This is a genomic window from Cohaesibacter celericrescens, assembly GCF_002866925.1.
GTDB lineage: Bacteria > Pseudomonadota > Alphaproteobacteria > Rhizobiales > Cohaesibacteraceae > Cohaesibacter > Cohaesibacter celericrescens.
Window position 1 is genome coordinate 1 of record NZ_PKUQ01000011.1, and the last position, 21,904, is coordinate 21,904.

The following is a 21,904-nucleotide window of genomic DNA, read 5'->3' on the forward strand; positions in this document are numbered from 1 at the left end:
ACGCAGCATGCGTCACAATGGGCTCTATCCGGACCTTTGTTCATCGTAGGGTTTGATCTCGAATTTAGCCAATCCACCTGCAAACCGCATGGCGGGCATTTATTGATGCCTGGTCGCTGCTTGCCGTCTTTTAATGGTGCTGTGCAGGTCAGGGGCGGCGTTGATGAGGGTGCGGGTGTAGGCCTGTTTCGGTTTGTTAAAGATGTCTTCGGTCCGGCCGCGCTCTATGATGCTGCCGCGATACATCACCAACACTTCGTCAGTGATCGCGCGGACGACGGACAGGTCGTGGGAAATGAACAAATAGGCCAGATCCAACCGGTCGCGCAAGTCGGTCAACAGGTCCAGAATCTGGGCGCGGATGGAAACATCTAGCGCCGACACTGGCTCATCCGCGATGATGATTTTGGGTCGGGTGATCAGGGCGCGGGCAATGGCAAGCCGCTGACGCTCGCCACCGGAAAACTCATGTGGGTAACGCTCGGCAATATCTGGATCAAGACCCACCTGTTTTAAACTGTCTGCAATGCGTTTGTTTTTCTCGTCTTTGTCGAGGCCGTGCCGATACAGATGCAGCGGTTCGGCAACCGACCGGCCGACCTTGTGGCGCGGATTAAAAGAGCCGTTGGGGTCTTGAAAGACAATCTGGATATCCTTGCGTACATCCAACAAATCGGTGCGATTGGCTGAATAGGGATCATGTGCCCCGATGGTGATGTTGCCTTCTTGCGGCGCTTCCAGTCCCAACAGAGCGCGGGCCAAGGTGGATTTACCACAGCCGGACTCCCCAACCAAACCAATGCTTTGGCCTGCATGAATGGTCAGGTCGATATGCTTAACAGCGCGAAACCACTGTTTCTCAATATAGGGGAACTGGCGCGGCATGGGATAATCGCGCGCCACATCACGGGTCACCAAAATCGGCTTTTGGGCCTTGAGAACGGGATCATCGCTGTAAAGCGCCGGTTTTTTGCGGGCCGGTCTGTGGGTGGAGGCATCGAACAGGCTCAGGCTATAGGGGTGGGAAAGGCTGTCAAATGCTGCCGGCAGCGGACCTTGTTCTACGATCCTGCCTTCTTTCATAATGGCGATGCTGTCGGCCATATCTGCGACCACTGCCAGATCATGGGATATCAGCATGAGGGCGGATTGTTCTTCGGCCATCAGATCACGCAGCAGGGATAAGATCTCGGCCTGACTGGTGACGTCCAGCGCCGTTGTTGGTTCATCGGCAATGATCAGTGCGGGATGCATGGCGATGGCAATGGCAATCACGACCCGTTGGCGTTGGCCTCCTGATAATTGATGGGGGAAGCGGTCTGGCGAAATACGGGCGGGGGGAAGGCCAACCCGTTCGAGCAGCTGCTTGGTTTTTTGTTCCGCTTCCTTGCGCGTCAGTGGGCTGTGCAGCAACAGGCTTTCGCTGATCTGGGCCTTGATGCTCTTGAGCGGATTAAGTGCGGTCATGGGCTCTTGAAAGACCATGCCCATGACATTGCCACGCCGATTGCACAACTGGGGTTCTGTCAGGCCGACCAGATTGTCTCCAGCCAGATTGATGGTGCCAGAGAGGCGGGACTGGCGTGGTAGCAAGCGCATGATGGACAGAGCTGTAAGGCTTTTGCCAGAGCCGGATTCACCCACCAGTCCCAGACATTGGCTTGCTTCAATCGAGAAGGAAATATTTTTCAGGATTTGCGTATCGCCGATTGACAGGTTGACCCTGTCTAGTTCGAGCAGGCTCATGATGGTTTGCTCCCGCCGATATCCAGACTGGTGCGCGTTTTGGGGTCAAGCATATCGCGCAAGCCATCGCCTAGCAGATTAAGCCCGAGTACGGTGAAGATGATGGCAAGGCCGGGAATGATTGCCAGTTGCGGGGCTATGATCATCCAGGTTTGGGCGTCAGATAGCATTTGCCCCCAGCTTGGCATGGGTGGTTGGGTGCCAAGGCCGACATACGACAAACCAGCTTCAGCCAGAATGCCCAGCGAGAATTGGATGGTGCCCTGTACGATCAGCAGGTTGGTGATGTTGGGCAAAATATGCTCGATGGTTATGCGAGCTGCACCCTTGCCGGATAGCCGTGCGGCCAGAATATAGTCTCGTGCCCACAGGCTGAGAGCCGCGCCGCGCGACAGGCGGGCAAAGACGGGGATGTTGAAAATGCCGATCGCTATGATGGCATTTATCGCTCCCGGTCCGGCGATGGCGGTGATCATGATGGCTGAAATGATGGCGGGAAACGCAAAGATAAAATCGCCGGTGCGCATCAGGGCTTCATCCAGCCAGCCGCCTTTGGCCGCGGCCCATGTGCCGATTGGGACGCCCAGCCCCATGCCGATGCCAACCGCGACCAGCGCCACCGCGATCGAGTTGCGAGCGCCCAACATGATCATCGAAGCGAGATCGTGGCCAAAATGGTCAGTCCCTAGCCAATAGACGCTGCTAATGGGTTTGAGCCGCTCCATGATGTTGACCGAAAGAGCATCATGAGGTGTCCAGACAAACGAAATGAGTGCAATGGAGACAAAAAACAGCGTGATCAATCCACCCAATACAAAGGAGGGAGATCGCAGGGCACGCGCCAGATAGCTTGGTTCTTTGTTATGCACTTTAGACGCGGAGGAGAGATTGAGTTCGGTCACGACGCTCTCCTTTTGTGCAGGCGTGGGTCAATGATGGCGTAGGTCAGGTCTACCAAAAAGTTGACGGTGATCACCGTGGCAACGAGCAGCACGATCACGGCTTTGACGGTGATCAGGTCGCGTTGATTGATGGCTTGGAATACCAGACGGCCAAGGCCGGGCAGCGAAAAGACATTCTCAATAATCACAGTGCCCGCCAACAGAAAGGAAAATTGCAGCCCCAGAATGGTAACCACCGGAATGAGCGCATTGCGCAAGCCGTGGCGGTTGAGGGTTTGATTGAAGGTGAGGCCTTTAGCACGGGCGGTACGCATATAATCTTCATGCATCACTTCCAACATTGACGAGCGCATGATGCGCACCAATATCGAAGCCTGTGGCAAAGCCAGAGCTATGGCTGGCAGAAGCAAGGCTTTGAGGCTGGGTAGTAGCCCCGCATCCCAACCGGGAAAGCCGCCAGAAGGAAACCAGCGCAAGGTAACGGCAAAGACCATCACCAGCAACATGGCAAACCAGAAGTTGGGAATTGCGATCCCCAGTTGGGTTGCGCCAATCAAGCTGATGTCTGGCCATTTGTTGTGATTGCTGGCGGCCAGGATTCCTAGGGGAATGGCGATCAGAGTGGACAGCAGCAGGGCTATCAAGGCCAAGGGCAAAGATACACTCAGACGCTCACCGATCAGTTCTGTCACGGGGACGGAATAGGTGTAGCTGGTACCAAAATCTCCCGCCAACATACCGGTAATCCAGATCCAATAGCGCTCGACAAGTGGCGCGTTGAGCCCCAATTGCTCGCGCAGGGCGGCGAGTGTGTCTTCTTGTCCATTGATGCCGAGGATCAATTCAGCGGGATCGCCGGGTAAGACTTCCATGACGGCAAACACGAAGAGCGATGCCGCGATAAGCGTCAAGCATAGTGAGGCAAGGCGGCGCAGGGTGTAGATGATCATGAGGAGTTGTCTGCCGGTCCGTCAGGCACGAAATTGAAAAGGCATGGTGCCAAATGCCATGCCTTTTCTTTTAACGAGGTCGTAAGAGTTAGTCCATCCACTCCACTTTGGTCAGGTCGGTGGCCTGTACCGGAGCGTTGGCCCATAGGCCCTTGATTTTTGCGTTCCATACACCGGTTTTGGCCAGTTGGAACAGGAAACCATTGACGGCATCCTCGTTGAGTTTGACTTGGGCTTTTTGCAATAGTTCTGTGCGCTTGGCTTCATCCGATGTGGCGTTCAGCGCGGTGATTATCGCTTTGAAGTCGGTGTCTTTATATTGGAAGTAATAATCGTCACGGGCATAGATGTTGATGTCCATCGGCTCTGTGTGGGAGACAATGGTCAGGTCATAATCTTTGCCTTTGAAGACTTGTTTTAGCCACTGCCCCCATTCGACATTGATGATTTCCAACTCAATGCCGATCTTCTTTAAATCGGACGCAATGATCAGTCCAGATCGGCGTGCATAGTCCGTCGGTGGCAGGTGCAGGCGTGCCTTGAATCCCTTTTCCAAACCGGCTTCTTTGAGCAATGCTTTGGCTTTGTCCAAATCATAATCATAGACCGCTGACAGGTCTATATATGCCGGGTGATGCGGTGCGAAGTGAGACCCGATCAGGGTGCCGTAACCGAACATGGCGCCATCGATGATGGATTGGCGGTTGATGGCATGGGCCATCGCCTTGCGCACCCGCACGTCATCAAACGGCTTTTGCGCATTGTTGGTCGCAAGCACCGTTTCGCCCTCTGTTGTGCCAATGACAACAGCAAAGCGGTCATCTGCTTCGAATTGGGGCAGCATTTCCGGTGCTGAGAAGATCGGAAATGCGTCAACGTCTCCTGCCAGAAGAGAGGAAAGCTGGGCAGTGGCGTCTCCGACGATTTTGAAGGTCGCTTTATCCAGCTTGGCAGGCTCTCCCCAATAGGTGTCGCTTTTTGTCAGCGAGAGCGAATCGCCTTTGGTCCATTTGGTCAGCTTGAAGGGGCCGGTGCCGACGGGCTTGGTTTTGTTGGTTTCTGCGCTTTCGGGTGCGACCATCACAGCGTCACCCCACCCTAAATTGAACAGCATGTTGCCGGTCGGGCGCTTGAGGGTGATGACGACGGTGTGAGCATCCTTGGCGGTCACTGTTTCAATTGGCTCGAACAGGGCTTTTTGGGCGTTGATCGACTCTTCTCCTCGCGCACGGTCTAGCGAAAAGACGACGTCCTTGGCATCAAAATCAGTGCCGTCATGAAATTTGACGCCCTGATGCAGGGTGAATGTGTAGGTCTTGCCATCGTCGGAAATGGTCCAGCTTCTCGCCAGAGCTGGTTTGACCGCTCCGGTCTCGTCAATGCGGGTCAGGCCCTCAAAAATATTGGCATAGACCACTTCATCGATAGCGGCTGCGGCGCCAGCGGTGGGATCAAGATGGGGGGGCTCCAAGCGGACACCAACGATCAGATCCGTTCGGGCTGCCAGTGCGCTGGAGGCAAGAAGCGAGGTGGCAATTGATAGGGCGGCCGTCCATTTCAGTGCTGTTTTGATCATAAAGGTCTCCCCAACCTTGTGGTTGCTTTGATATCTAGTCAGCTGATTAAGCCAGAATTTTGATTGTTCGGCTATAGACCGAATTTTATGATGGGTTTGTATTGCCCAGAAGTGTTTGGATGGCAAGGGCCATGATCTTAGTAGAATCGACCATATCCTTTATGCCTACATACTCATCTGGCTGATGGGCGAGGTCTAGGATGCCCGGCCCGTAGGCTATGCAATCCTTCAGTTTGCCAATGCGATCGATATGCTTTTGGTCATAGGTGCCCGGTGATATGACATAGTCTGGTTGGGTGCCCAATATCTGCGAAATTGCACCGCTGACGGCTTTGACGACCGGCTGATCCTTGTCTGTCATGGTTGGCAACACTTCAAACAATTCGCGCAAGTCATAGGTAAAAGAAGGGCGCTTGGCTTTCAGCGTGTCGAGCAAATGGGAGATCTCGCGTTTGACTGCACCGATGTCTTCTTCGATGAGGAACCGCCGGTCAATGATCATCCGGCAGCTGTCGGGAACGCAAGGGCTGGGCAGACCGTCTGCCCCTTCGGTTTGGCCGCCATGGATGGAGTTGATGTTGAGGGTGGATTGTTTTGCGCCTTCGGGCACCACCGGCATGTCTGTGCGTTTGAGAGCCAAAGCGGGGAACAGGGTGGTCTCGAATGCGTCCAGCACCGCACCCATGTGGCGGATTGCACAATCGCCCAAAAAGGGCATAGAGCCATGGGCAATGTGGCCGTGTGTTTCAATCTCGGCCCACCAGACACCTCGGTGTCCAAGGCAAATGCGATCTTTGTTTAGTGGTTCGGGAATGATCACGTGATCGACGCGGTCTGGATCAAAAAAGCCCCGTTTTGCAAGATAGGCAACGCCGCCAAAACCACCGGATTCTTCATCGCAAGTGCCCGATATTTCTATCGCTCCGGCAAAGTCGGGGTTGCATTCGATATAGGCCTCGGCAGCAATGATTGAGGCTGCCAATCCGCCCTTCATGTCACAGGCGCCGCGGCCGTAGATATTGTCGCCTTCAATCACGCCTTCAAAGGGAGGGCGCGTCCAGCCTTTGCCGACCTCAACCACATCAATGTGAGAATTGAAATGCACACAAGGTCCCGGTCTTTTGCCTTCATAACGGGCGATGACATTCAGGCGCGGGTAGGTGTCGCTGTCGCCGGGGGTGTTGAAGGCGCGGATATACTGGACCGAAAAACCACGATAGGCCAACCTTTCGCCGATGAAGCGGGCGCAGGGAGCATAAGCCTCACCCGGCGGGTTGATGGTGGGAAAGCGAATCAGATCCTGTGTCAAGGCGACAAGGTCGTCCCGTTTGCTTTCTATTCGTTTGATGAGCTCTTCCAACGTTGATGCCCCCGCAGCGTAGAATGGTTTGTCAGCATGGGACGAAAAGTCGGCGCTGTCGAGGGCTGCAAGGGTGAATGTCAACCACCGTCGCGAATTTCATCCAAGCTTTTTGCTGGTGTCAGGGCTTGCGGGTCGATGCGTATTTCAATCAGCGACGGGCCGTCATGGGCCATCATGCGTGCAAAAGCGTCGGGGAATTGGCTGGTTTCAGATACGGTTTCACCCAATCCACCCATAGCGCGGGCCATGGCGGCAAAATCAGGGTTGGACAGATTGGTGCCAGACACACGGGCAGGATAGTGGCGTTCCTGATGCATGCGAATGGTGCCATACATGGAATTGTTGACCACGATAACCTTGATGGGTGCGCCTTCTTGCGTGGCGGTGGCGAACTCTTGGCAGGTCATTTGAAAACAGCCGTCGCCAGCAAAACAGATTACCGTGCGGCTCGGGTCCTCAACAGATGCGGCCACAGCGGCAGGCAGGCCGTAGCCCATGGAGCCAGAGGTCGGGGCCAATTGCGTGCGCCATGCACCATAGGTCAAAAAGCGGTGCACCCAGATGGCATAATTGCCTGCGCCATTGGTGTAGACCACATTATCCGGCGTATGGGCGTCGATATGCTTCATCACCTCTGCCATCTGCACCATGCCGGGGTTTTTCTTTGGTGGAATTGCAAAAAAATCGTCGTAGCCAGCATGGATGTCGCGGACCCAATCCATTGTCTTGTCTTGTCGCACCGTGCCCAAGGAAGCCAGCGTTAGAGCCATGGTTTCATGGCGCGCCGCGATAGCCAATGTTGGCGAATAGACGCGGCCCAGCTCTTCAGGGTCTGCGTGAATATGGATTAGTGGCTGCGCAGGGATCGGACAACCAATCAGACTGTACCCCGATGTGGTGATCTCGCCCAGTCGTGCGCCGAGCACAAGCAACAAATCGCTTTCTTTCACCCGTTTTGCCAGAGCGGGGTCAATGCCAATGCCGACGTGGCCTGCATAGTTGGGATGGGTATTGGGGAAATAATCCTGACAACGAAAGGACACGCCGACGGGGATGGCATTGGTCTCTGCGAATTGGGTGACGGCCTCGCGTGCGGCTTGAGACCAACCTCCGCCGCCGACAATCATGAAGGGGCGCTGTGATGTGCCAAGCATGCTTTTGAGCTGGTCAATGGCTTGTTGGCTGGGGGCGCTGTCCGCAGGCGTCGCCTTGGCGGGCAATTGAGCGGGTGCCGTGACTTCATCGGTGAGCATGTCTTCGGGCAGGGCCAGAACGACGGGACCGGGACGGCCGGACAAGGCTGTGCGATAGGCGCGGGCGATAAATTCTGGCACGCGAGCGGCATCATCTATCTGGGCGACCCATTTGGCCATTTGGCCGAACATGCGGCGATAGTCGATTTCCTGAAAAGCTTCGCGCTCGATCTGATCACGGGCGACTTGCCCGATGAAGAGGATCATTGGAGTGGAGTCCTGGAATGCGACATGCACACCAGCGCTGGCGTTGGTGGCGCCGGGACCGCGGGTGACCATGCAAATGCCGACGCCGCCGGTTAGTTTTGCGTGGGCGTCCGCCATCATAGCGGCTCCGCCCTCTTGTCGTGCGTTGACATAGCGCAAAGACGGCGCGTCATGCATGGCATCAAGCACTGCGAGATAGCTCTCGCCGGGAACGCCAAAAATTGTCGAGGCGCCTTGTTTTACAAGACTATCAACCAGAAGGGTTGCACCAGTTGTCGGCTTCATGGCTCTGTCCTTTGCCTTTCAAACGTTCCGCTTGTTTAGTTGGCGATGATCTGACGCTGTATCAGCGTATCTATTTCTTTTTCACTCAGCTTAAGTTCACTTGCAAGGATGGCTCGGCTGTGCTCTCCCAATTTGGGGGGAGCCGTGCGATATGTCACGGGTGTGTCGCTGAATTTGATCGGGTTGGCCACGCCGGGGATCGATGCGCCGTCGGAGCGTTGGAGGTCAACTTTCATGCCGCGATGCTGAACCTGTGGCTCTTTGAACACCTGTTCAATATCGTTGATTGGCCCGCATGGAATGCCTGCTCCGCTGCAAGCCAACAACCAATGGTCAACCGGCTTGTCCGCTGTGACTGCTGTTATTTTGGCCGACAGGATGTCGCGATTTTCAACACGGGCGCGGTTGGTTTTGAAACGAAGATCGCCGGGCAAATTATCCAGTCCGGCAATGGCGCAGAATTTGGCGAATTGTGTGTCATTGCCGACGGCCAAAATAAAAGGCCCATCGCTGGCTGAAAAACTTTGATAAGGCACAAGGTTGGGGTGGGCATTGCCCATTTGGGTCGGAATCTTGCCACTGACCAGATAATTGGTTGCCTGATTGGCAAGCGTCGCAACTTGAACATCCAGCAGGGCAAGGTCAATATATTGCCCCTTGCCGGTTTCGCCACGATGAGCCAACGCTGCCAATATGGCCGATGTGGCATAAAGCCCTGTCAGGATATCAGCCAAGGCAACACCGACCTTGATCGGCCCGCCACCTGCCGTATCCTGTGGTTGTCCGGTAACACTCATCAAACCGCCCATAGCCTGAATCATGAAATCATATCCGGCCTTGTGCGCGTCTGGGCCGGTTTGGCCAAACCCTGTTATCGAGCAATAAACCAGATCGGGTTTGATCGCAGATAGGCTTGCATAATCCAAACCGTATTTGGCAAGGCCACCGACCTTGAAATTTTCTAGCACTACGTCGCTTTGTTTGACCAATTCGCGCACCAGTGCCTGACCCTCAGGCGCGGTGATATCAAGGGCCAGTGAGCGTTTGTTGCGATTGGTACAGGCAAAATAGGCTGCGTCCGGCTGCGTGTTTTCTTGTGCACTGTCCTCGAAGGCCGGCAAATAGGGCGGTCCCCAGCCACGGGTGTCGTCGCCGGTAACGGGTCGTTCAATCTTAATGATGTCCGCACCCATATCCCCCAAAATCTGACTGGCCCAAGGGCCGGCCAGAATGCGGGAGAGATCAAGAACGCGAATGTGAGACAGAGCGCCCGTCATGATGCATGCCTTGGGTTCAATTTTACAGGATCAACAGAAGGCTTGCAGACCAGTTTGCGCGCGGCCCAAAATCAGTGCGTGAATGTCGTGGGTGCCTTCATAAGTGTTGACGGTTTCCAGGTTGACCATATGGCGGATGACGTGGAACTCATCGGAGATGCCATTGCCGCCATGCATATCGCGTGACAACCGCGCCACCGTGAGGGCTTTGCCGCAGTTGTTGCGTTTGATCATCGAGACATTTTCAACTGCACAAGTGCCTTCATCCATCATTCGCGCCACGCGCAGGGCTGCTTGTAGACTCAGAGTGATTTCGGTTTGCATGTCAGCCAATTTGAGCTGGACCAGTTGGGTTTGTGCCAGTGGGCGTCCAAACTGTTTTCGGTCAAGGGTATATTGCCGTGCTGCGTGCCAACAGAATTCAGCCGCTCCAACCACGCCCCAAGCGATGCCGAAACGGGCTTTGTTGAGGCAGCCAAAAGGACCGGCGAGGCCCTGCGTGTTTGGCAACAGATTTTCATCCGGCACAAAGGCGTCATCGAGCACAATTTCACCGGTGATCGAGCTGCGCAGGCTCATTTTTCCGTCAATCTTGGGTGTGGTAAAGCCTTCTGTGCCACGCTCGACGATGAAGCCCTTTATTTTACCATCATGGGCGTCTGACTTGGCCCAGACGATGGCAATGTCGGCAATCGGGCTGTTGGTGATCCACATTTTAGCGCCAGTCAGACGATAGCCGCCGTCGACTTTTGTGGCGCGGGTCACCATTGATCCGGGGTCGGACCCATGGTCCGGTTCGGTCAGGCCAAAGCAGCCGATCTTTTCTCCTGTGGCCAGTTTGGGTAGGAATTTATGCTTTTGCTCTTCTGTGCCATAGGCAAAAATGGGATGCATGACCAGAGATGACTGAACCGACATAGCAGATCGATACCCAGAATCGACCCGTTCGACTTCGCGGGCGATGAGACCATAGGCAACATGATTGACGCCAGCGCCACCATATTCTTCCGGAATGGTCGAGCCGAGAAAACCCTGTTCACCCAATTCGCGCATGATGGCCGTATCAAAGGTCTCGTTGCGGTTGGCTTCGAGAATGCGCGGCATTAATTTGTCATCACAAAAAGCGCGGGCGCTGTCCATGATCATGCGCTCTTCTTCGCTCAGTTGCTCCGCAACAAGGAAGGGGTCATCCCAGATAAAAGTTGGTTTGGCGCACATGACGGTCAGCTCCTTGATGGCCCTTGGGTTGGGCGTGTCGATATTTTGACTGTAGTTTAAACGCACCATGAGCCAGCGAACAGCGATGATAAATCAGACTTGCATGAGATATTGTTATGCTGGATGGGCAATGTTTGGCTGAATTGGTGTTTGGTCATGATCTCGGGTAATGGTTCAGCCATACAGTTTATTCAGTTGTTTCTTGGTGGTGAGTGCTTCACGCATCACCCATGTGCGGAAGGTTTGGAGATTGGGATTGGCGCGTTTGGCCTGAGGGTAGGCAAAATAATAATCGCCGTTCGATTGAACCACTCGGTCATCGAGTGCAACCAGATTGCCGGCCGAGATTTCTTCTTCGACCAGGAAGCGGGGCAGTAGAGCAATGCCCATTTTGGACGCGGCGGCGCGAATGACCATGTGGAAATGCTCAAACCGCGGCCCGACGTGCGGACTTGGATGCTGGACGTCGGATTCATTGAACCAATGCGCCCACAAAGTTGGGCGCGACGTTGCCTGTAGCAGGGGATAGTGCAGCAAGAGCTGTTGCAGGCCCATTTTGTTTTTTTCTTGCAGCAGATCAGGGTGCCCCAGAGGCACGATATATTCGGGCATCAGTGTGTCGGTCAGGGCATTGGCCCAAGAATGCTCACCGAAATGGAAGGCGGCATCAATATCAATATCGCCAAATTCGAATGGTTCAATCTTTGTGACAATATGGATCAGAATTTCCGGGTGAGCGGTTGTGAATTTATTGAGGCGTGGTACCAACCAACGAGCGCCCAAAGTTGGCAGGCAAGCGATCGTCAGCTCTCCACCTTGACCGCGATAGGCCAACAATTCCAGCGTTGCTGTTTCAATGTCTTGCAGTTTGGTGCGGATTTTTTCCGCATAGACTGCGCCTGCTTCCGTCAGGATCAAACCATGTCCGGTGCGTTCGAACAATCGCAAGCCAAGCAAATCTTCCATGGATCGCATTTGCCGCGATATGGCGCTTTGCGTCACACCCAGTTCGCTGGCCGCTTTGGTGAAGCTGAGATGCCGCGCTGCAGCTTCAAAGGCGCGCAGAGCGGAAAGTGACGGAAGATAATTGAGCATGTCTATGAGCTTTTGTTATGTGTGATTTTGAGACGCTAGTCTCATTTGTCAGGGATTTCTACATTCTTGCCCCAATTTTTGCTTAAAAGGACGGATGGGGGTTATCGACGGGGAAAAAAGCCATTTTTGTCATGCGAAAATGTTGAGCTGAATTTTTTTAAAATAGAGATTATCGATATGATGAAAGGCAAATGAAGATATTTGACCTATGCTATAGTAAAGGGTGAGCGATTGGCCCATATATAAGACTTCCTGCAATTTCGATGAATGCATCATCGGGATCGGGATTGAAGATTTTGCCTAAAAGCAGTAAAAGACTATTCATCATGAATTGGTGAGTGTAATTTACCAAAATTCGCCAAACCATGTCCCTTAACAGTTGATCTAGAATAGGTGATGAGACTATGAGACTGACCCAACAGGCCAACTATTCTGTCCGCATTCTGATGTATTGCGCCACCAAGCGGGACGAGTTTGCAAAGGTCAGTGAAATAGCTCGGGTCTATGATATTTCTGAATATCACTTGTTCAAGATTCTGCCGATTCTGGTCTCAAATGGTTTTATCACCACCCACCGCGGCCGTAATGGTGGGCTACGCCTTGCCAAAGAACCTGCCGATATTACACTTGGGCAGGTCATTCGTGCGGCGGAAGAGAATTTTCATCTGGCCGATTGCTTCGATGAAGGCAGCTATGACTGTCCGCTGTTGTCGATGTGCGATTTTAATCAGGCGCTGAATGATGCTTTGGAAGCCTTTTTGCAGGCGCTGGATAAATATACGCTGGCTGATCTGACCTCCAAACAGGGTGATATGCGCAGCCTGCTGCATATCGGTGAAATTGCCCCAATAGCGCCTTCAACAACCAACTGATCGCCTGCTGGTCTCAAATCTATAGATATGCTGGTGTTATGAGCGCGGTGGGAGATTTACCCGGACCGCGCTGTGTCTGTATTTCGTTTTATTTGGCGGTCCAGCCGCCATCCATGGAGATGGTGGTGCCGGTGATGGCTGATGCCGCATCACTGGCCAGATAAAGCGCCAGTTGCGCCACCTGTTCGATGGTCACAAATTCCTTTGTGGGTTGCGCCGCTAACAGGACGTCGCGCTTGACTTCTTCTTCGGTCATGCCGCGGGCTGCCATCGTGTCGGGGATTTGGCTTTCCACCAATGGGGTCCAGACATATCCCGGTGCAATAGCGTTGACGGTGATGCCTTGTTCAGCCACTTCCAGCGCCACGGTCTTTGTCAATCCGGCAACGCCATGTTTAGCGGCGACATAGGCCGACTTGAATGGCGATGCGACCAGCGAGTGGGCGGATGAGATGTTGATGATGCGGCCGCGCCCGGTTTGTTTCATTTTTGGCAGAGCGGTGCGGATGGTGTGGAAATTGGACGTCAGATTGATGGCGATGATGGCATCCCATTTGTCGACCGGGAACTCTTCTATCGGCGAGACAAATTGAATGCCAGCATTGTTGACCAGAATGTCGATGGGGCCGATATTTTCCTCGGTTTGCCGCACCATGGCTGCGATGTCTTCGGGCTTGAGCATGTTGGCCGAATCATAGAGAGCCCGGACACCAAAGTCTTTTTCTATGGCGGCGCGATGGGTTTCTATTTCGTCTGGATTACCCAAACCATTGAGAACAACATTGGCACCATGTTCAGCAAAAATGCGGGCCACGCCCAAACCGATGCCGCTGGTTGAGCCTGTCACAAGTGCTGTTCGGCCTTCATGTTGTCTGGCGACCATGGTCTTCCCCTCATGCTTTGGTTGAATTTCTATGTGGCCTATTGTTGCAAGGCAGCATAATTGCCCCGCGAGACTTGGCAAGCCCTTATGGATGTGCATAGTCCGAAAGTGCAGTGCTCCCGTATCGCGTCAAGTGTCGCACCAAGCACGGCGCCGGTCGGGTTAGACGAGCAGAGGATATGAGCGATGATAGAACTTGAGTCACATGACCATAGCCATTGCATTGATCAGGTTCTCGGTGCTGCCGAGGCGGTTTGCAAGGAAAAGGGGCTGCGTCTGACGGATCAACGCAAATCTGTGTTGAAAATTCTCGCCGCTAGCCATGTGCCCGCCAGCGCCTATGATATTCTGGACCGCCTCAATTCTGCGCGTAAAGAGCATGCCGAGGCAATGCTGGCCCCTGTGTCGATCTATCGGGCGCTGGACTTCCTCCTGCAAAATGGCATGATTCATCGCATCGAGAGTCGCAATGCTTATGTGGCCTGCAGTCACACAATGAGTCCGCATAGTGAAATCACCATTTTTATGCTGTGTGATCAATGTGGGCGGGCCGGAGAATTTCAATCTGAATCCCTGGGTGGACTGATTGAGCGTATTGCTGCAACGGCCCAGTTTCTGCCCCATGCACCGGTGATGGAAATCCGTGGGATTTGTGCCGAGTGTCGCCAAATCAAGACTGAAAGCTCATAATCTCCTCTAGGCTCGGGTGTGTGGTTGCACCCTTTGATTTGATTTGCCATATAAAGCTTGCTGATTACCCTACGGCCGGACTGTTGCGTTCGGGTACATACCCGCTTGATCGGGAAAGTGAGGATCCATGTCGTTTTTGACCGCTCCATTGCCCCGCCGCATCACCAAAGCGGTGAAAGTTGGCTCTGTGACTGTCGGTGGCGGAGCGCCCATCGTTGTGCAATCCATGACCAACACTGATACCGCCGATATCGACGGGACCGTTGCTCAAGTTGCTGCTTTGCATAAGGCGGGTTCCGAGCTGGTGCGTATCACCGTGGATCGGGACGAAGCAGCAAAGGCCGTGCCGCGCATCAAGGAACGTTTGTTGCGTCTTGGTGTGGATGTGCCGTTGGTGGGGGATTTTCATTATATCGGCCACAAGCTGTTGGGCGAAAATCCCGACTGCGCCGCAGCCCTGGACAAATATCGCATCAATCCGGGCAACGTTGGTTTTAAAGCTCGACGCGACAAACAATTCTCCACTTTGATCGAGCTGGCGATACAACATGACAAGCCGGTTCGGATCGGGGTTAATTGGGGGTCGCTTGATGAAGAACTGCTGACGCGTTTGATGGACGAAAACTCTGCCAGTGATGCGCCTAGATCAGCTCAAATGGTTATGCATGAAGCGATTATCCAGTCTGCCTTGCTGTCTGCTGCGCGCGCGGAGGAGCTGGGGCTAGGCGCAGACAAGATCATTCTGTCCGCCAAAGTATCTCAGGTTCAGGATCTGATTGCCGTGAACACCGAATTGGCTTCACGCTCTGACTATGCGTTGCATTTGGGCCTGACTGAAGCGGGCATGGGCACCAAAGGCATCGTGGCATCCTCTGCCGCCATGGGGATGGTGTTGCAACAGGGCATTGGCGATACCATCCGCGTGTCACTGACCCCCGAGCCAAACGGGGATCGCACCCGTGAAGTTCAGGTGGCGCAGGAACTATTGCAGAGCATGGGCTTTCGCTCTTTCATCCCCATTGTTGCTGCTTGTCCAGGCTGTGGTCGCACCACCTCGACGGTGTTTCAGGAATTGGCGCAGGATATTCAAAATGATATCCGAACCAATATGCCGATTTGGCGCGAGAAATACCCCGGAGTGGAAGCCCTCAATGTTGCGGTGATGGGCTGTATCGTCAATGGGCCGGGGGAGTCCAAGCATGCTGATATCGGCATTTCTCTGCCCGGTACTGGCGAGACACCTGCCGCGCCTGTTTTCATTGATGGAGAAAAAGCAGGAACCTTGCGCGGTGAGACAATCGCTGCGGATTTCCACACAATGGTGCGGGACTATATCGAGAAGCGCTTCGGGTAATTCAATCCCAGGCTGACGCTGCTTAATGCTGGCGGTTGGCGATGAAGCGGGCCGTGGCGATTAGCACATCTGCTTTGTTTGCAAAGGGGGCCAGAGTTTCTTCGGCCTCAAGGATCAGGCTATTGAGCGTTTCTCGCGTTGCGTCCACCCCATTCAGGCTGACCAATGTGGCCTTGTGGGACTGCAAATCCTTGCCAGCTGTTTTGCCCAATTGCGCGGATGTGGCGGTGACGTCAAGAAGATCGTCGGCGAGCTGAAAAGCCAAGCCGATGATGGTGCCAAAGCGGGTGACAGCAGCTTGTTCTTTTGCTGAGGCCTCAGCAAGTATCGCGCCTGCTTCACAGGCATAGCGCAACAGAGCTCCGGTTTTCATGGCTTGCATTTGGCGGATTTCAGCCTCGGTCCTATCGCGGCCTTCTGCTTCGATATCGAGGCTCTGACCACCTGCCATGCCGCCGATGCCTGCATTTTGAGCCAGACCTAATACCAAGGCTGCTCGAACTTCTGCCTTTTGATGGGTCGCCTCGTCTGCCAATATGTCAAAGGCAAGGGTGAGCAGACTGTCGCCAGCTAAAATGGCGGTGGCTTCATCAAAGGCGACATGCACGGTTGGTTTGCCGCGGCGTAGATCGTCATCATCCATGGCTGGTAGGTCGTCATGGATCAGGCTGTAACAATGCACGCATTCCAGTGCTGATGCGGCGCGCAATACACCGGCTTGGTCATATCCCAACATGCGGGCCACTTCGACGATCAGGAAGGGGCGAATGCGCTTGCCACCATTGAGCACACCGTGTTGCATGGCGGCTAGTAATTTGGGCGGGCGCAATTGCTCGGTGCCTCTGGGCGCGTCTGTTAATAAGCTGCGCAAGGTAGTCTCGATCTGATCTGCGCTGTTTTGCAAGCGCTCCTCAAAGTTTGCTGTTTGAGTTTTTTCAGGCTGAGACTCTTGAGACATGGCTTCCTGATTTCCCTGCCTCATAGCTGGCAGGTTTTATGGCGGTAGGATCGGCTTTTGTTATGCATAGCCGATGCCCGTTTTTTGCCGAGGCGTCAAGTTATTTGTCTGATAAACGGCTTGGTAAAGGACCGCCTGATGCCTCAACTGCCCACCGTATGTCAGATCAAGCTGCTTCCAGTGCGATGGCTGCTGACTGAATGATCGCGGCAAACCGAATAGCGGTTTGTACCTGTTCGGTTGTCAGTCCGGCCTGACGCAGGATGCCTTCATGGGAGTCAATGCACATACCGCAGCCATTCATGGCAGAAACAGCAAGGCTCCAAAGTTCAAAATCGACTTTGTCAACGCCGGGGCGGGCGATAAAATTCATGCGTAGTTTGGCGGGCATCGAGCTATAGTCTTTGTTACTGGCCAAATGCACAAAGCGATAATAGATGTTGTTCATACCCATCAAAGTTGCGGCCCCTTTGGCAGCGGTGAGCGCTTCGGCTGAGAGCTTGTCGGCGGCTTCGGCAATAAAAGCTTCGCGCACAGTGGTATTGCGGCTGGCAATGGCACAGGCGACCATCAGGCCGTATTTTTGTTGCTCGGTCAGCCCTTCTTCACCGGACATGTTGGAAAGATTGAGTTTCACATCTTTGGCAAAGTCTGGCATTTGCGCTTTGAGGCTATCAATGGACATCTGAATTTCCTGATCAATTGGGCATGACCGGTCGTTTCCGCGCCAAAGGGCGCTGGAGCGGGTGGCCGCTGTAATGGGAATGGATTGGAGCCTTCGGGAGGCGAATGAGAAGGCGGGATGGCCGCCTCCTCGAGGTTTCTTGATGTGGGGCTTAGCCCAGAACGTCGCCGCCAACTTCGCGGTTGCAAGGGCAGAGTTCGTCCGTCTGCAAAGCATCCAGAACGCGCAGGGTGTCTTTTGGATTGCGGCCAACATTGAGGTTGGTTGCATAGACATGCTGGATGGTGTTGTCGGGATCAACAACATAGGTGTAGCGGTATGCAACACCATCAGGGTGACGTACACCAAGGCCATCAACCAGCGACCCGTTGGTGTCAGCAAACATCCAGATTGGCAGTTTGTTGAGATCCGGGTGATCGCGGCGCCATGCCAGTTTGCAGAATTCGTTGTCGGTGGAGCCGCCCATAACAACGGCATCACGGTCTTCGAACTCGTCTTTCAGACGAGCGAATTCAGCGATTTCGGTTGGACAAACAAAGGTGAAGTCTTTTGGGTAGAAAAAGATGATCTTCCATTTGCCTTCAAAGCTTTTCTCGTTGATGGCTTCAAAGGCGCTTTCGCCATTTTCTACAATGTCGTTGAAACCGGGCTTTACACCTGTGACCGAAAATTCTGGAAGTTTATCGCCAATGCCGTGCATGTCATGTCTCCAAAGCTTTGGATGTCGGGAGGGCACCCAATTTAGAATGATTCAAAATTCGATAAGGTGTTAAACCATAATCGAGGTGATCAATCAAACCTCAAATTTCGAATTTGCCAATCGATTTTTTCGATTGTAAGATCTATCCGGAATTTGTCGTCGTCTCTTTTTGACCGAGTGCAGATATGACCATTCGTCCGACCTTGCGCCAGCTGCAATATTTGTGCGCTTTGGCTGAGAAAAAATCCTTCCGTGGAGCAGCGGAGGCCTGCTCTGTGTCGCAATCCACCCTGAGTGCGGGTATTGGCCAGCTTGAAGAAATTCTGCAAGCGGGATTGGTGGACCGCGAAAGTGACGGGTTTCGGCTGACCAGGCTTGGGTCCGAGATTTTGGTGCGGGCGGAAAGTTTGTTGAGCGATGCCGATGATCTGGTGGCCTTGGCGCAACGCCAAGACGCGCCTTTGTCAGGCCAGATGCGCCTTGGGGTCATTCCCTCTATCGGGCCCTTTCTGCTGCCGCGTGCATTGCCGGGGTTGCGGCGGCATTATCCTGATCTGAAACTCTATTTACGCGAAACCCTGACCCGTGCCCTTTTGGACGATGTGCGGGCGGGGCGATTGGACGCTGCCATTGTGGCATTGCCTTATCAAGTGTCCGCCTTTGCTTGTCAAACGCTGGGTACCGACCGGTTTCAAGTGGCCTTGCCCTTGCGTCATCCATTGGTTCGTAAAGAAAAAGTATCGGTACGCGATTTGCACAGTCAGGCGCTGATCTTGTTGGGAGATGGGCATTGCATCCGCGACCATGCGCTGTCCAGTTTGAAGCGAATGGATTCAACTCCCGGGGCCAAGATGGGGGAAGAGATTGAGGCGACCAGCATAATCACCATTGTTCAAATGGTGGCCAATGGTCTGGGGGTGACGCTGTTGCCACAAATTGCGTTGCGGACGGGGCTGGTTGATGGCCTCGATATTGTGATCCGCGATTTGAAGGAACAGCCTGCTGAAAGAGAACTGGCAATGGTATGGCGCAAGAAATCAGCGATGGAGCCCAATGTGCGGCTTTTGGCTGACTATCTGTCGAGCTTTATTTGATTGGAAGCTGGGCTTGCGAAAAAGGCTGAATGTGTGATTCAGTCCTTTGAATCTTTCCCTGTTTGCGATAAGACAGGTGATAAGCATCGTGCTTTGATCAAAGAATCTCGAAAAAGCGCTTTTTTTTGAAAGATTGCTCTGGTCAAGCGCGGTAGGGTTCTGTATAAGGCCCGCAATCTCTTACAATAGAGTTGTTCCCATATCGGGGTTTGTCCCTGAACGGTTGGGTATTGACAACGGAGTTTTGACCATGGCTGTGCCAAAGAAAAAAGTGACCCGCATGAAGCGTGGCTTTCGCCGCTCTGTGGACGCGCTGAAACAGTCGGTCTATGTCGAAGACAAGGATTCTGGCGAGCTGCGCCGTCCTCATCATATCGACCTGAAGACCGGTATCTATCGTGGTCGTCAGATTTTGGAAGCCAAAGACGCTTAAGTGTTTGCTTCTTGACGATACAAATTAAAAGGTCGGACTTGTCCGGCCTTTTTTTGTGCCCATTTTTACAGCTATTGTGGCGGTTGCTATAGTGTGAGATATCGAGCCGTGAGCCCGTGTTTCAAGCCGCTGTCATATTTGTGTGCTGGCTTTGATCCTGCTCATGTTGACCCAAGCCCCTACGGAGACGCCCAATGCTTTTCAATATTCCCCTGCTGATTGCGCCGTTGATTGTTTATAATGCCTTTGCTTTTGGGATTATGGGCGTCGTCGTTGGTGATCCATGGAGCGCACCGATTTTTACCATCGAAATGGTGTCCAATGCGCGCTGGACTTTGACATTGGGCGACGTGATGATCGTGGCGTCTTTGTTTCTGTTGTTTATTGAAATCCTCAAAGCCACGCGCACAGGAGTCGGGTCTATTGTCGATCATATATTGTCGACACTATTGTTCGTGGCCTATCTCATTGAATTTTTGTTGGTGCGCGAAACCGCAACTTCGGTCTTTTTTATTCTGATGGTGATTTCTCTCATTGATGTGATTGCTGGATACTCGGTCACTATCCGTGGAGCACGGCGGGATATGACTTTCGGGCCGGGCATGCAGCCCTAATAAAGGCTTCGAGACACGGTTGAATTTATCACGACATAAGACCTTTTTGAGCGTTTGACAGCCATTGCGCTGAATGCTTTTTTCAGTAATGGTCGCGGGTGGGGTTTTTTGCCAATTCCGTCTATTAATATCTATCTGGATCAGGAGGGTTTCCCATGCGGGATTTTCAGTTGCCGGGGCGTTCCCCTGTTTATGGCGAGCGCGGCATTTGTGCGACCTCTCATCCGATTGCCAGCAGCGTGGCCCTGTCAGTGCTGCAAAAGGGTGGCAATGCTGTGGATGCTGCTGTGGCGGCAGGCGCGGTTTTGTGCGTGGTCGAGCCGCATATGACCGGTATTGGCGGGGATTGCTTTGCCATTGTCAGTGAGCCCGACGGACAAATCCATGGCTACAATGGATCTGGCCTGTCTGCGGCGGCGGCCAAGCCGGATTGGTTCCTTGAACGCGGCATCACCGAAATTTCCGAGGACAGTATTCATGCGGTTACTGTCCCCGGAGCGCTCAAATGCTGGGACCGCTTGGTTCGAGATCATGGCCGCTTGGGTCTTGATGCGGTGCTGGCTCCTGCTGTCGATTATGCTGAGCGCGGTGTTGCGATTACCGCCCGTGTGGCGTTTGACTGGCAGGATTTGGTTTCTGATCTTAAAAAAGATCCCGGTGCCGCCCTGCATTATCTGATCAAAGGGCGGGCCCCAAAAGTCGGTGAGCGGCATGCGGCGCCAGCGTTGGCGCAAACCTTGCGCGCAGTGGCTGCACATGGTCCCGATGCTTTTTATCATGGTGCTGTTGCCGCGGAAATTGCCGCCCTTGTGCAGAGCTATGGAGGATTGCTCACTGAGGAAGATCTGGCGGGCGTGACTTGTGAGCAGATGGAACCGGTGATTGCCTCCTATCGTGGTGTCGATGTTGTCGAGCTTCCCCCCAACGGGCAAGGCATCACCGCACTTACCTTGCTGAAAATTCTTGAGCAGTTTGATATGGCAGGGCTGGAGCCGCATGGAGCGGAACGGCATCATATTCAGCTGGAGGCCGGCCGGTTGGCCTATGGCATGCGGGATCAGCATATTGCGGATATCGAGCATATGCGGGAGTCAATCCAGACTTTGACGTCCGAGCAATATGCTCGGCAATTGGCGGCGAGCATCTCGCCGGAGCGCCGCAATGATACGTTGCCTAGTTTTGTCCCGTCTCAATCTGATACAGTCTATTTGACGGTAGCTGACGAGGACGGGCGCAGCGTTTCTTTCATCAATTCAGTGTATCGCGGTTTTGGTGCGCGACGTTGTACCCAGAAAGGTGGCGTTATGCTGCAAAATCGGGGCGCGTGTTTTGTTGTCGAGCCGGGGCATCCCAACTGTATTGATGGCGGCAAACGTCCGCTGCATACCATTATTCCCGCAATGGTGCGCAAAGACGGCAGGACGTGGTTATCCTTCGGGGTAATGGGCGGGGCCTATCAGGCGCAGGGGCATGCGCAAGTGATTGTTAACATGGTCGACTATGGCATGGACCCGCAAGAGGCTCTGGATTGCGAGCGGCTGTTTTGGAATGAAGCTGGCGATGCGCTGGCCGAACGGAGCTTTGATCCGGACGTTTTTGAGGCGCTAAAGGCAAAAGGCCATGTCATGCGATGGGCTGAAAAACCTCAAGGTGGTGGACAAATTATCCAGATCGATAGGGAAAGCGGGCTTTATTGCGCCGCATCGGATTGTCGCAAAGATGGCTTAGCCATCGGATACTGACCAATTT

At 53.7% G+C, this 21,904-nt stretch carries 20 protein-coding genes; 7 read left to right on the plus strand and 13 right to left on the minus strand.

Annotated elements, in window-relative coordinates; all coding sequences use genetic code 11:
- Window positions 1-99: 99 nt before the first annotated feature.
- From C0081_RS06055 to gcvA, 9 genes are all read right to left on the minus strand, one after another.
- Window positions 100-1,746 (minus strand): ABC transporter ATP-binding protein, encoded by a 1,647-nt coding sequence (locus C0081_RS06055; RefSeq protein ID WP_101532924.1) that lies wholly within the window; start codon window positions 1,744-1,746, stop codon window positions 100-102.
- A complete protein-coding gene (locus C0081_RS06060; protein WP_245417867.1) occupies window positions 1,743-2,648 on the minus strand; it encodes an ABC transporter permease in 906 nt (301 codons plus the stop codon). Before C0081_RS06060 ends, C0081_RS06055 begins: the two co-directional genes overlap by 4 nt.
- Window positions 2,645-3,598, minus strand: coding sequence for an ABC transporter permease (locus C0081_RS06065; RefSeq protein ID WP_101532925.1), 954 nt, complete (start codon window positions 3,596-3,598; stop codon window positions 2,645-2,647). Before C0081_RS06065 ends, C0081_RS06060 begins: the two co-directional genes overlap by 4 nt.
- Window positions 3,599-3,686: 88 nt before the next feature.
- Window positions 3,687-5,174: an ABC transporter substrate-binding protein gene (locus C0081_RS06070; protein WP_101532926.1), complete on the minus strand. Its 1,488-nt coding sequence runs from the start codon at window positions 5,172-5,174 to the stop codon at window positions 3,687-3,689.
- An 85-nt stretch (window positions 5,175-5,259) separates the two neighbouring features.
- Window positions 5,260-6,534, minus strand: a complete 1,275-nt coding sequence (locus C0081_RS06075) for an acetylornithine deacetylase/succinyl-diaminopimelate desuccinylase family protein (RefSeq protein WP_101533017.1) — start codon at window positions 6,532-6,534, stop codon at window positions 5,260-5,262.
- 80 nt (window positions 6,535-6,614) lie between these two features.
- Window positions 6,615-8,282 carry a thiamine pyrophosphate-binding protein gene (locus C0081_RS06080; protein WP_101532927.1) on the minus strand — a complete coding sequence of 556 codons (1,668 nt, stop codon included), beginning with the start codon at window positions 8,280-8,282 and terminating at the stop codon, window positions 6,615-6,617.
- A gap of 35 nt (window positions 8,283-8,317) precedes the next feature.
- On the minus strand, window positions 8,318-9,559 hold the full coding sequence (locus tag C0081_RS06085; protein ID WP_101532928.1) for a CaiB/BaiF CoA transferase family protein: 1,242 nt from the start codon (window positions 9,557-9,559) through the stop codon (window positions 8,318-8,320).
- Window positions 9,560-9,589: 30 nt separating this feature from the next.
- Entirely contained in the window at window positions 9,590-10,777 is a 1,188-nt protein-coding gene (locus C0081_RS06090; protein WP_101533018.1) for an acyl-CoA dehydrogenase, read from the minus strand.
- Between the two features lie 174 nt (window positions 10,778-10,951).
- Entirely contained in the window at window positions 10,952-11,872 is a 921-nt protein-coding gene (gcvA, locus tag C0081_RS06095; RefSeq protein ID WP_101532929.1) for a transcriptional regulator GcvA, read from the minus strand.
- 404 nt (window positions 11,873-12,276) lie between these two features.
- Between gcvA and C0081_RS06100 the strand changes: the two genes are divergently transcribed.
- Entirely contained in the window at window positions 12,277-12,744 is a 468-nt protein-coding gene (locus tag C0081_RS06100) for an Rrf2 family transcriptional regulator (protein WP_101532930.1), read from the plus strand.
- 88 nt (window positions 12,745-12,832) lie between these two features.
- On the opposite strand, the gene C0081_RS06105 is transcribed toward C0081_RS06100, so the two are convergent.
- Window positions 12,833-13,627, minus strand: a complete 795-nt coding sequence (locus C0081_RS06105) for a 3-hydroxybutyrate dehydrogenase (protein ID WP_101532931.1) — start codon at window positions 13,625-13,627, stop codon at window positions 12,833-12,835.
- Window positions 13,628-13,813: 186 nt separating this feature from the next.
- Between C0081_RS06105 and C0081_RS06110 the strand changes: the two genes are divergently transcribed.
- Window positions 13,814-14,317, plus strand: a complete 504-nt coding sequence (locus C0081_RS06110; protein ID WP_101532932.1) for a Fur family transcriptional regulator — start codon at window positions 13,814-13,816, stop codon at window positions 14,315-14,317.
- Window positions 14,318-14,444: 127 nt separating this feature from the next.
- Window positions 14,445-15,671 (plus strand): flavodoxin-dependent (E)-4-hydroxy-3-methylbut-2-enyl-diphosphate synthase, encoded by a 1,227-nt coding sequence (ispG, locus tag C0081_RS06115; protein ID WP_101532933.1) that lies wholly within the window; start codon window positions 14,445-14,447, stop codon window positions 15,669-15,671.
- Window positions 15,672-15,693: 22 nt separating this feature from the next.
- On the opposite strand, the gene C0081_RS06120 is transcribed toward ispG, so the two are convergent.
- The 3 genes from C0081_RS06120 to C0081_RS06130 form a co-directional block, all read right to left on the minus strand.
- Window positions 15,694-16,629: a polyprenyl synthetase family protein gene (locus C0081_RS06120; protein WP_101532934.1), complete on the minus strand. Its 936-nt coding sequence runs from the start codon at window positions 16,627-16,629 to the stop codon at window positions 15,694-15,696.
- Window positions 16,630-16,795: 166 nt separating this feature from the next.
- Window positions 16,796-17,314, minus strand: a complete 519-nt coding sequence (gene ahpD, locus C0081_RS06125; RefSeq protein ID WP_101532935.1) for an alkylhydroperoxidase, AhpD family — start codon at window positions 17,312-17,314, stop codon at window positions 16,796-16,798.
- Between the two features lie 151 nt (window positions 17,315-17,465).
- On the minus strand, window positions 17,466-18,014 hold the full coding sequence (locus C0081_RS06130; RefSeq protein ID WP_101532936.1) for a peroxiredoxin: 549 nt from the start codon (window positions 18,012-18,014) through the stop codon (window positions 17,466-17,468).
- A 185-nt stretch (window positions 18,015-18,199) separates the two neighbouring features.
- On the opposite strand from C0081_RS06130, the gene C0081_RS06135 reads away from it, so the two are divergent.
- From C0081_RS06135 to ggt, 4 genes are all read left to right on the plus strand, one after another.
- Window positions 18,200-19,108, plus strand: a complete 909-nt coding sequence (locus C0081_RS06135; RefSeq protein WP_101532937.1) for a hydrogen peroxide-inducible genes activator — start codon at window positions 18,200-18,202, stop codon at window positions 19,106-19,108.
- A 250-nt stretch (window positions 19,109-19,358) separates the two neighbouring features.
- Window positions 19,359-19,541 carry a 50S ribosomal protein L32 gene (gene rpmF, locus C0081_RS06140; protein WP_101532938.1) on the plus strand — a complete coding sequence of 61 codons (183 nt, stop codon included), beginning with the start codon at window positions 19,359-19,361 and terminating at the stop codon, window positions 19,539-19,541.
- Between the two features lie 194 nt (window positions 19,542-19,735).
- A complete protein-coding gene (locus C0081_RS06145; RefSeq protein WP_101532939.1) occupies window positions 19,736-20,155 on the plus strand; it encodes a hypothetical protein in 420 nt (139 codons plus the stop codon).
- A 155-nt stretch (window positions 20,156-20,310) separates the two neighbouring features.
- Complete coding sequence (ggt, locus tag C0081_RS06150) at window positions 20,311-21,897, plus strand: gamma-glutamyltransferase (RefSeq protein ID WP_101532940.1); 1,587 nt, start codon at window positions 20,311-20,313, stop codon at window positions 21,895-21,897.
- The last annotated feature ends 7 nt before the right edge of the window (window positions 21,898-21,904 follow it).